The sequence below is a fragment of the Xanthobacter sp. NM-59 genome, assembly GCF_021401125.1.
Classification (GTDB): domain Bacteria; phylum Pseudomonadota; class Alphaproteobacteria; order Rhizobiales; family Xanthobacteraceae; genus Xanthobacter.
Genome location: NZ_JACBFQ010000012.1, coordinates 144,105 through 153,262 on the forward strand (window position 1 = coordinate 144,105; position 9,158 = coordinate 153,262).

Genomic DNA, 9,158 nt, shown 5'->3' on the forward strand with positions numbered 1-9,158 from the left:
ACGCAGGAGCGCTTCCCCAAGCCGTGAAGACGGGGAAGCGCCCTCTCAACTCCCGGCAACCTCCGCGCTGGGGGCGGTGCTAGGCTCTGCCCATCCGGGCTGTCAGACCACTCGCCATGGAGCGGAATGCGCTGCCGGAGGCCAGGGGCAGGCGTCTACCGGCTCGCGGGCCGCGCGCAGCCGAGCCGGTCCCGCAGGGCTGGAGCGATCTGTCGGCCGAGCCGCACTCGAAACCATGCCCCTTGAGCACACAGGCGCGCCCATCGGCGCCCGCACCGAAATCGAGGAAGATGAGCCGAGCTTGAAGGCTAACTGCGAGACCGCCCTTTCCAACCCCTCTGCCCCGGGCACGTACAAGCTGATGGGCCGCGATGCCGTGGAGGCCCCCGCCAGGGGCCCCTCGCCGTGAAGTCTAAGCGCTCCGCGAACGGCATCCGGCCCCTTCAGCACATCGATTGACCTGAGATCAGCCTCGCCCGGCGCCAGGATCGAGCAGGATGCGCGTGCTCAGCGTGAACTCGGCCGCAGGTGCGGCGCGCAACGGAAAGCCCCGGGTTGAAATGCCCTCAACACCACCGAAGCCTCCCGCGACGGACACCCGTGTGGCGGTCCTGGAAAGAGCCTCGCCGGCCCCCACCCACGCCCGAAGGCCGCGGCAGACAAGGTGGGCGGCGTGAAGGGCGTGGCCACCGGCATCGAGGCCAGCTGAACCGGCCGGGCATTGCCACCAAGAGCAAGGAATGGGCGCTGCGGACAAAGGCGCTCACCTTTGAGTCCGCCCGATGTGCGCCGGAGCGACGAGGCCACCCGCCAGGAGATGAAGCCCTTCGCCAAGCCACCAATGGCGGGGCCAATTTCGCGCCCACAGCGTTCATCGGGGAGAGCATGAAGGAACTTGTTCGGAGATGGCTCTCACCCCTTCCTATGCCCGCATTCTCTCCATCTCGGCAGCGGACGCCAGGATGCCCGAGCGCACCAGCACCATGAGCGCCGCGTGGATGTTCAAGACCGCCGCTTCCCCTCAACCGCGCCGGCCTGTGTCGCGGAGAGGTCCCCCGCACGATGCCGCGCGCTATTGGAGCGAGCAGCGCCCTGTTGGAAGACAACGCCTACCAGCCCATCGGGAAGGCTATCTGCGGACATCGTCCAGCAGCAGGCTTAGCGGCCTCCCGGAACGACACATCGGCGATTTCGGATTTTGCGGCGACTTGACCTTAGGCTCTAAGTCTTTGATTTAGATGGCGCGCCGGGGAAGATTCGAACTCCCGACCCCCAGATTCGTAGTATGATTTTAGCCCTTTTGGCGCCTTCGACGGATTGCGTCAAGGCACGATTGCCACTTTCATAATATATTGATATTATTCAATTAAACCGTATTCCATCGTACTCCTTCGTGGAATGACCCCCGGAAACTTTCGCGATGGAGTTCCGCAGACTAATCGCAGACTAAAAATCGGGGGATGCCCCATGGCCGATCAAACCCTCCTCATCGCGGACAAGGTGCTGGCCCGGCTGCCACATGCGGAAGCGGGCCAATACAAGGTCTATGACAGCGAACTGAGCGGCTTCCTGGTGGTGGTCGGGAAGCGCACCAAGACGTTCGCGGCGCAGGGCGCATTCTGGCGCGACGGCGTGCGTGAATTTACCGCCCGGAAGAAGATCGGCGAAGTCGGCGAGATGACGTCTCGCGAGGCCAGGAGCAAGGCAAAGGAGATCCTCGCGGCGATCGCACGGGGCGAGCGGCCGGGTGAGGAGCAGAAAATCAAGCCGGGCGCCATCACGCTTCGCAAGGCATGGGAGCGATACCGAGACGGGCATATGATCCGCAAGGGCCGCAGCGCCGGGACGATCGAGAATTATCGCGATCATATGGAGAGGCTGTTTGCCGACTGGCTGGACAAGCCGCTCGCACGCCTCGGGCGGCAGCCGAAACTGGTTGCCGACCGGCACGACAAGATCAGCGAGGAGAATGGTCCCTATATCGCCAACGGCGCGATGCGTAGCCTGCGCGCCGTCTACAATCACGCGCGCAAGACCAATGCCGACCTTCCCCCGATCAACCCGGTGACGGCGATCGACTGGAACCCGGAGGAGCGACGGAACACCGGCATGGGCACCGGCAGCATGGCGCCCTGGTTTGCCGAGCTGACCGCACTCACGAATCCCATCCGCCGCGAGTTTCATCTGATGACGCTGCTGAGCGGCTCCCGCCCGACCGCGTTGAAGAATGTCCGGATCGAGCACATCGACCTCCACAGCCGGCTCCTGCATATCCGCAAGCCCAAGGGCGGCGCGAAGAAGGCGTTCGCCATCCCTTTGTCGCGGCCGATGATCCGCTGCATCCTGCGGACGATGCGGGCCGCGCGCATCCTCTATCCGGACCAGGCCGAGTTCTGGCTGTTTCCCGCCGACAGCGACAGCGGGCATTTGGTCGAGCACAAGGAAGATCGGGACATGCTGTCGAAATGGGGCAACGATCTGCGCCAGAGCTACCGGACGCTTGCGCAGGCGGCCGGCGTATCGGAACTCGACGTCCACCTGCTGATGAACCATTCCCTGCCCGGCGTGAACGCCGGCTACATCACGCGGGACAGCCTGCTGCGGGACCATCTGCGCAAGCAGCAGGAGCGCATCTCCAAGGTCATCATCGAGAGCGCCAGGGGCAAGGCGGAAGGCGTGAATCTGGCTTGGCTGTATCACGCGAAGGTGGACATTCTGCCGGTGCTGCCCGAGGAGGGTTTGCACGCAGCGGCCTGACCGACCATTGGCTGCCCTAGCCCTCGCTATGGGTCTTGTTCCATCGGAACACCCCTTCGCCATCACACTGAACATGTGTCATTCTAGCACCAAATGGTGCTAAGTTTGGTGCTAAGCGATGGAGACAAGGCGATGCGATCGACGATCAACATAGATGACGCCCTCATCGACAAGGCCCGGTCCTTGACGGGAACGAAAGAAACGGCCGCTCTTGTCCGTCAGGCTTTGGAAACCTTGGTGCGTGTCGAGGCCGGCAAGCGGCTCATCGCGCTCGGCGGGACGATGCCGGATGCCGAGGCTGCGCCTCGTCGTAGGAGCACGCCGGGCAAATGATCCTGACCGATACCTCGGTCTGGATCGACCATTTCAGGCATTCCAGCGCTGCGCTGCGCGCGGTTATCGAGAACGACGCCTTGCTTTGCCATCCGGCGATCATCGGCGAACTTGCGCTCGGCAGCCTTCGCGACCGGCGCACCGTCCTCTCCTTCCTGAACGCCCAGCGTGAAGTGGCCGTGGCCACCCACGACGAAGTCATGGGCATGATCGACCACCATGGGCTTTTCAGCATGGGGATCGGATACACCGATGCGCACCTCCTGGCCTCCACGCTGATCGACAGCCGTGCGGAACTCTGGACGAATGACAGGCGGCTGCAAGCCGCAGCCCAAAAGGCCGATGCCCGAGTCTATCGCCCAACGACACAGCCGAGCTAACGATCTAAAACACTGGAGCATCGCCGCGACCAGATGGCCCGGTTCGGGCGGTGTCGCCTCTCCATTGCGCTTGATGTGCTCATAAGTGTGCATATATTGTGCTCTGATTGGTACGAGGTAGGTGCGATGGCTCACGTTGACAAAGCAGAAGCGGCAATCGTGTCGGGCTTCGTGCAGAGCCTGCAGGAGCCCAGGACGCCCTACATTTCCCCGAAGCGGCTCTCGAAGGTGCTCGGGGTCCAGGTCGCGAATCTGGCCCAGTTGACGGGTGTGCATCGCAATACCCTGCGCAACCCTTCATCTGAGCGCCTTCAGAGCCGGCTGCGCGAAATGGTCAAGGTCATCACGGCCGCCGCCACGATCACCGGAGACATCGACAAGGCGATCTATTGGTTCCGGAATGAGCCGATTGTTGACTATGATCACAAGACGGCTGCTGAACTCGTCGCGGAGGGCCACAGCGAGGCGGTTTTGAGCTATCTCCGCGATCTGGAGAACGGGGCGCGGGGATGAAGATCATCCGGGTCGGACCGGATGAGGTCTTTCACCGCTACCTGACTCCCAAATGGGCGTTCGCACCCGCCAGCGGCGCAGGTGCAGCCGGCGATGGTGGCCGTTTCAACCGGCCCGGCGTCGAGGCATTGTATCTCTCGCGGGCGCCGCAGACCGCCCTGGAAGAATACCAGCAGGGCGCGTCGATTGTCCCGCCTGGCACGCTGGCGGCCTATATCGTCACGCTCGATCAGGTCGCCGACCTCTCGGCAGGCTTCGATCCTGCGACATGGTCGAAGGAATGGGCCGCATGCGACTGCCCGTGGCGGAAAATCGCTCGGATTGCCCGGAAGATCCCGCCTTCATGGCACCTGTCGGATTCTCTGATTGAGGCGGGATGCCGCGGCCTGCTGTTCCCGTCGCTGCGCCATGCCGGTGGCACCAACCTGGTGGTCTTCAACGCGAATCTGACGCCGGAGGACTCGGTCGTTGTTCATGACCCTGAAGGCCGATTGCCGAAGGACCAATCATCATGGCCGGTCTCATAGCGCTCCAGAGTGCGGTCAAAGCTGAGGCTTCTGGTTCCTCATCTTCTTGAATCCCTTGTCCGCCGCCATGAACCGCTGGAGCATGGGCGCGACCAGCTTGCCGGGATCGAGCGGCGTCGCCTCTCCTGAGGCCTGAGCGAGGATCTCGGCATAGGCGACGAGGTCGCGGTGGACGGCGGCGGGCACTTCGACGGTGATCTTCACCGGCTTGTCGTCGGGGATGGCGGAGAGCCTCAGCTTCGTCATGAACGTTCCTTTGCGGCGCCGTAGGGCTTCATCACCAAATCGCGGTTGACGAGGACCCGCACGGGGAAGCCGGGCCGGATAGTGAGGGTCGGCTGGATGTTGAGCTGGCGGCGGACGAGCTGCTGGCCGACGTCGGAGGCGGTGTCCTGGCTGCTCTCGCGGATCGCCTTGGCGATCTCGTTCTCGTCGTCGCCGGCGCCGATCTCGGTGCCGATGCCGAGCAGGGTCGAAAGTAAGGCGGCGCGGACAAGCTGGCCCCAATGGTAGTCCACCTCGTCCTCGAGGCCGGAGAAGCCCTGCGTATCGGAGCCCTGCAGGCGCTCCAGCACGATGGAGGTGCCGTCGGGCATGACGAGGCGGGTCCAGACCAGAAGCACGCGCGACTGGCCGACAGCGACCTGGCTGTCGTAGCGGCCGATCAGCCGGGCACCCTGCGGGATCAGGAGATGGGCGCCAGTCGGGCTGTCATGGACAGGGCTTGTCACCTGGGCCGTGACCTGCCCCGGCAGATCGGAGCGGATGCCGGTGATGAGCGCGGCCGGGATGACGGTGCCAGCCTGCACCACATGGGGCGACGCCCTTTCCTGCACCCGGTCGGGGCTGACGGTGCGGCGGTCGGTTGCGGCGTTGACGAAGGCGAGCTTGCGATCTTGCATGTTCTGGGCAGCGCCGGGATCGAGCGGCGGGACCTCCGGGGACATTGTCAGACCGGTCGCCGGATCGGTGCCGGCGGCCTGTGCTCCGGACGCCGCGCGTTCCGTCGTCTGCGCGCCGCGGCTCTCGGTGAACACCTTGGCGACGCGGGCGGCCTCGATCTCGGCGAGGCGACGCTGTTCCTCTGGGTCCGCCCGCGGGGCCTGGACATTGGGCGGGACCACGGGGCGGCCTTCCTCCTGGGCGCGGAGGATGGGGCGGCCGAGGTCGCCGGGCAGCGCCGGGCCGAGCTTCGGAACATCTGTATAGTCCTTGGGTAGGCCGGCGAGCCCGTCGGCGGTGGCCCGGTTGTCGGTGCTGTACAGCTCCGTCGCCGGCTGGTTGGTGCGGCGGCTCGCATCGAGCGCCCAGACGAGGGCGCCGAGAATGGCGACGGCGGAGACGCCGCCGAGGCCGATGAGCACCTTGCGGGAGAGGCGGGTGACGCGCGGCCGCTCCGGCCGCAAGCGCAGCTCGGCGCGGATGTCGCCAGACGGCGGATGGAGTGCGTCGCTCATCGGAACAGCCCCGCGCTGCGTGCCGGCCGGCCGTCGGTGCGGGTGATGCGCACGCGCTTCTCGCTGTCCTTGTCGCCGAGGCGCAGCTCGGCGGCGGCGAACAGCCGGTCGACCACATAATAGTTCTGGCGGGCGCGGTAGTTGACCAGCTCGGAGCCGCCGGCCGGGCCGATGACGAACAGCGGCGGCATCTCGCCCTGGGCAATGCCCGACGGAAACTCGATATAGACCTTGGCGCCGTCGTCGAAGGCGCGCAGCGGCCGCCACGGCGCATCGTCGCCCTCAATGGCGTAGCGGAAGTTGAGCTTCGAGATGTCGACGCCGGCGGCCACCGGCTGCACCTCGGCGGCCCGCGCGTTCTGGCGGCGCAGGGCGATCAGCTCGTCCTGGGGATATTGCCACGACACCGAGGCCATATAGGTCTTCTCGGTGGAGCGCAGCTCCATGTGGTAGGTGCGCAGGTTCGTGTTGATCACTAGGTTGGTCTCGAGGTCCGGCCGGGTTGGCTTCACCAGGATGTGGACCTGCTTGCGGTCTCCTGCCCCGCTCTCTGTGTCGCCAACGATCCAGCGCACCGTGTCGCCGGCGGCGACCGGCCCCGTACCCACCAGTTGCTCGCCGGGCTGGAGGGCAATGTCGGTGACCTGCCCCGGCGCGGCATAGACCTGATAGAGCGCGCCGGCGGAGAAGGGATAGACCTGCACCGCATTGATGAAGCCGTTGCGCACCGGCTGGATGCGGGCGGCGGCATTGGCCTGGCCGACGCGCTCCTTCGGGTCGGCCAGCTCAGGCTTCGCCTTCCCGCCATCCACCGGCTTCAACTGGCCGGGCAGCGGCAGCGGTTTCGGCAGCTCCACCACCTTCACCGGGCCGGCGGGATCGGGCGCCAGCACCGCGGGCGCGGCATCGTCATAGTCGATCTCCGGCGGGATGTATTTCTGCGCGCAGCCGGCGAGCGCACTCGCAGACAGAATTACGGCGGCGAGCACCGGTACGGCTTTCTTCCCTGCCCCCTTCATGAGCCCAGCTCCTTCGACCAGTTGACGGCATCCACGAACACCCCCAGCGGATTTGCGCGCAGCTTCTCGGCGGTGCGCTGGGGCTGGAGCACGATGGTGAGGATGGCGGTCCAGCGCTCGGTGGCGGCGAGGCTGGCGTTCTCGTAGCGGCGCTCGGTCCAGGCGATGCGGAACGAGTCCGGCGAGGCGCGGATGACGGAAGAGATGTCCACGGCCACCTGCTGGCGGCCGACCTTGGCGAAGGGGTCGTTCGATCGCGCGAAGTCATTGAGCGCCCGGGCGCCGCGATCGGTGGCATAGTCGTAAGCCCTGAGCCAGTTCTGGCGGACGATGACCGGGTCGGCGGGGATGGCGCGGACCTGCTCGATGAAGCGGGCGAGGTGCCAGGCGATCTGCGGATCGGTGGGGCGATAGTCGGCGACGGCGGAGGCGACCGCCTGCGCCTCGCCGAAGCGGTCCACCTGCACCACCCACGGCACCACGGTGCCGTGGGTCGACTGCCAGACGAGGGCGATCGCGAAGCCGCTGGCAAGTGCGAGGGAGCCGAAGGCCATGAGCCGCCAGTTCCTGGCCTGCACACGGGCCGAGCCGATGCGTTCGTCCCAGACCTGCGCGGCCTTCTGGTAGGGGGTCTCGGGCTCGGGGGCGCGTCCGTAGTGGACGGACGGTCGCTTGAAGAGGCTCATCGGCGGTCATCCTGATCGAGGGACACGGATAGGGAGCCGCCGCCGTGGTCGCCGGAGCGCACCGCATGGGCGGCGGCGCTGGCGCCATGGCTCATGGCCTGGCTGCGTTTCATGCGCTCGGCCCAAGCGGGGGGTGCCGAAGATGCGATGGCGGCCTCGGAAGCAGCGCCGGCCGCAGGGCCCATGCCGGCGACACCTGACTGGCCTCCGGTGGCGGCCCAGGCCCCGGCCTGCCCGGCGCCATAAGAGGTGCGCAGGGCGTCGGCGGCGCCAGACGCCGCACGCTTGACCGGTGCGACGGCCGCAGCCGCGCCGGCCCTGCCGACGCCACCGAGTCCCGCGGCCATGGCACCCACGCCGCTCTGGCCAGACGTCGAGGCGGCAAGGCCATAGGCCGCGGAAGTGGCCCCGGCGAGCTGGGCACCGCCGCGTGCGGCCGCAGCTGTCACGTGGCCGGCCGCTCCGACCGCGCCTGCTGTACCACCGAGGGCGGCCCTCGCTCCCACGGCGCCGGCGGCGCCAAGGCCCGCGACGGCAAAGCCGGTGCCCACCACCGCCCCCGCGCCAAGCTGCGGCGCGCCGGAGACGAGGCCGGTGGCGATGCCGGGGCCGAAGATGGAGAGCCCCATGAGCGACAAAGCGCCGAGCACGAGGGAAAGCGCCTCGGTGATGGTGGGCTGGTCGGAGAAGCCCGCCGTGAACTCGCCGAACAGCCCAGAGCCGATGCCGACGATGACGGCGAGCACGAGGATCTTGACGCCGGAGGCAACCACGTTGCCGAGCACCTTCTCCGCGAGGAAGGCGGTCTTGTTGAACAAGGCGAACGGCAGGAGGACGAAGCCGGCGAGCACCGTCAGCTTGAACTCGATCAGGGTGACGAAGATCTGGACCGCCAAAAAGAAGAAGGCGATGAGCACGATCGCCCAGGCGATCATGAGCACGGCGATCTGCACGAAGTTCTCGAAGAAGGAGATGTAGCCCATCAGCTCGCCGGCGGCGTTCAGGATCGGCGTGCCGGCGTCGATACCGACCTGCGCCACCCGGCCGGGCTGGAGCAGCTCGGAAGCCGAGAGCGACCCGCCGCCCGCCTTCAGGCCGAGCCCGCTGAAGGACTGGAAGACGATGTTCGCGAGGGAATTGAAGTTGCCGATGACGAAGGCGAAGAAGCCGACATAGAGGGTCTTCTTGAGGAGGCGCTGGAGCACGTCCTCGTCCGCGCCCCACGCCCAGAACAGGCCCGCGAGCGCGATGTCGAGGGCGATCAAAGTGGAGGTAAGGAAGGCGATCTCCCCGCCGAGCAGGCCGAAGCCGGAGTCGATGTAGGAGGTGAACGTCTCCAGGAAGCGGTCGATGACGCCGGTATTGTTCATGTGCGCTGGGCCCCTATCAAAGAAAGGAGTGCTTTGATTTTCATGCCGTTTCTGATCTCGCGGGGTGAGAGACCCTGCACACCGTGTGACGCAACATGCGGTGATAAGCAGACGGG

Annotated in this window: 11 protein-coding genes; 6 read left to right on the forward strand and 5 right to left on the reverse strand. The window is 66.3% G+C overall.

The window, feature by feature from the left end; translation table 11 throughout:
* Nucleotides 1-235: 235 nt before the first annotated feature.
* The 6 genes from L0966_RS18985 to L0966_RS19010 all read left to right on the forward strand — a co-directional run bounded on the left by L0966_RS18985 (nucleotide 236) and on the right by L0966_RS19010 (nucleotide 4,510).
* Nucleotides 236-409 (forward strand): hypothetical protein, encoded by a 174-nt coding sequence (locus L0966_RS18985; protein ID WP_234053599.1) that lies wholly within the window; start codon nucleotides 236-238, stop codon nucleotides 407-409.
* 1,058 nt (nucleotides 410-1,467) lie between these two features.
* A complete protein-coding gene (locus tag L0966_RS18990) occupies nucleotides 1,468-2,757 on the forward strand; it encodes an integrase arm-type DNA-binding domain-containing protein (protein WP_234053600.1) in 1,290 nt (429 codons plus the stop codon).
* A gap of 132 nt (nucleotides 2,758-2,889) precedes the next feature.
* On the forward strand, nucleotides 2,890-3,090 hold the full coding sequence (locus L0966_RS18995; protein ID WP_234053601.1) for a type II toxin-antitoxin system VapB family antitoxin: 201 nt from the start codon (nucleotides 2,890-2,892) through the stop codon (nucleotides 3,088-3,090).
* Entirely contained in the window at nucleotides 3,087-3,470 is a 384-nt protein-coding gene (locus L0966_RS19000; RefSeq protein WP_234053602.1) for a type II toxin-antitoxin system VapC family toxin, read from the forward strand. Before L0966_RS18995 ends, L0966_RS19000 begins: the two co-directional genes overlap by 4 nt.
* A 126-nt stretch (nucleotides 3,471-3,596) precedes the next feature.
* A complete protein-coding gene (locus L0966_RS19005; RefSeq protein WP_234053603.1) occupies nucleotides 3,597-3,983 on the forward strand; it encodes a hypothetical protein in 387 nt (128 codons plus the stop codon).
* Nucleotides 3,980-4,510, forward strand: coding sequence for an RES family NAD+ phosphorylase (locus tag L0966_RS19010; protein WP_234053604.1), 531 nt, complete (start codon nucleotides 3,980-3,982; stop codon nucleotides 4,508-4,510). The genes L0966_RS19005 and L0966_RS19010 overlap by 4 nt, the downstream gene beginning before the upstream one ends.
* Nucleotides 4,511-4,525: 15 nt before the next feature.
* Here L0966_RS19010 and L0966_RS19015 read toward each other — a convergent pair whose 3' ends face one another.
* Genes L0966_RS19015 through trbL form a run of 5 tightly spaced genes read right to left on the reverse strand, consistent with a single transcriptional unit; the run spans nucleotide 4,526 to nucleotide 9,042 of the window.
* Complete coding sequence (locus L0966_RS19015) at nucleotides 4,526-4,756, reverse strand: DUF2274 domain-containing protein (protein WP_234053605.1); 231 nt, start codon at nucleotides 4,754-4,756, stop codon at nucleotides 4,526-4,528.
* On the reverse strand, nucleotides 4,753-5,967 hold the full coding sequence (locus L0966_RS19020) for a TrbI/VirB10 family protein (RefSeq protein ID WP_234053606.1): 1,215 nt from the start codon (nucleotides 5,965-5,967) through the stop codon (nucleotides 4,753-4,755). The genes L0966_RS19015 and L0966_RS19020 overlap by 4 nt, the downstream gene beginning before the upstream one ends.
* Entirely contained in the window at nucleotides 5,964-6,986 is a 1,023-nt protein-coding gene (gene trbG / locus L0966_RS19025) for a P-type conjugative transfer protein TrbG (RefSeq protein ID WP_234053607.1), read from the reverse strand. The genes L0966_RS19020 and trbG overlap by 4 nt, the downstream gene beginning before the upstream one ends.
* Nucleotides 6,983-7,672: a conjugal transfer protein TrbF gene (trbF, locus tag L0966_RS19030; RefSeq protein ID WP_234053608.1), complete on the reverse strand. Its 690-nt coding sequence runs from the start codon at nucleotides 7,670-7,672 to the stop codon at nucleotides 6,983-6,985. The genes trbG and trbF overlap by 4 nt, the downstream gene beginning before the upstream one ends.
* Nucleotides 7,669-9,042 (reverse strand): P-type conjugative transfer protein TrbL, encoded by a 1,374-nt coding sequence (gene trbL, locus L0966_RS19035; RefSeq protein WP_234053609.1) that lies wholly within the window; start codon nucleotides 9,040-9,042, stop codon nucleotides 7,669-7,671. The genes trbF and trbL overlap by 4 nt, the downstream gene beginning before the upstream one ends.
* Nucleotides 9,043-9,158 lie beyond the last annotated feature (116 nt).

What these genes read in the sequence shown, in the direction of transcription:
- L0966_RS18985 (WP_234053599.1), top strand. Translation starts at nt 236, where the DNA reads ATGCCCCTTGAGCACACAGGCGCGCCCATCGGCGCCCGCACCGAAATC.
- L0966_RS18990 (WP_234053600.1), top strand. Translation starts at nt 1,468, where the DNA reads ATGGCCGATCAAACCCTCCTCATCGCGGACAAGGTGCTGGCCCGGCTG.
- L0966_RS18995 (WP_234053601.1), top strand. Translation starts at nt 2,890, where the DNA reads ATGCGATCGACGATCAACATAGATGACGCCCTCATCGACAAGGCCCGG.
- L0966_RS19000 (WP_234053602.1), top strand. Translation starts at nt 3,087, where the DNA reads ATGATCCTGACCGATACCTCGGTCTGGATCGACCATTTCAGGCATTCC.
- L0966_RS19005 (WP_234053603.1), top strand. Translation starts at nt 3,597, where the DNA reads ATGGCTCACGTTGACAAAGCAGAAGCGGCAATCGTGTCGGGCTTCGTG.
- L0966_RS19010 (WP_234053604.1), top strand. Translation starts at nt 3,980, where the DNA reads ATGAAGATCATCCGGGTCGGACCGGATGAGGTCTTTCACCGCTACCTG.
- L0966_RS19015 (WP_234053605.1), bottom strand. Translation starts at nt 4,756, where the DNA reads ATGACGAAGCTGAGGCTCTCCGCCATCCCCGACGACAAGCCGGTGAAG.
- L0966_RS19020 (WP_234053606.1), bottom strand. Translation starts at nt 5,967, where the DNA reads ATGAGCGACGCACTCCATCCGCCGTCTGGCGACATCCGCGCCGAGCTG.
- trbG (WP_234053607.1), bottom strand. Translation starts at nt 6,986, where the DNA reads ATGAAGGGGGCAGGGAAGAAAGCCGTACCGGTGCTCGCCGCCGTAATT.
- trbF (WP_234053608.1), bottom strand. Translation starts at nt 7,672, where the DNA reads ATGAGCCTCTTCAAGCGACCGTCCGTCCACTACGGACGCGCCCCCGAG.
- trbL (WP_234053609.1), bottom strand. Translation starts at nt 9,042, where the DNA reads ATGAACAATACCGGCGTCATCGACCGCTTCCTGGAGACGTTCACCTCC.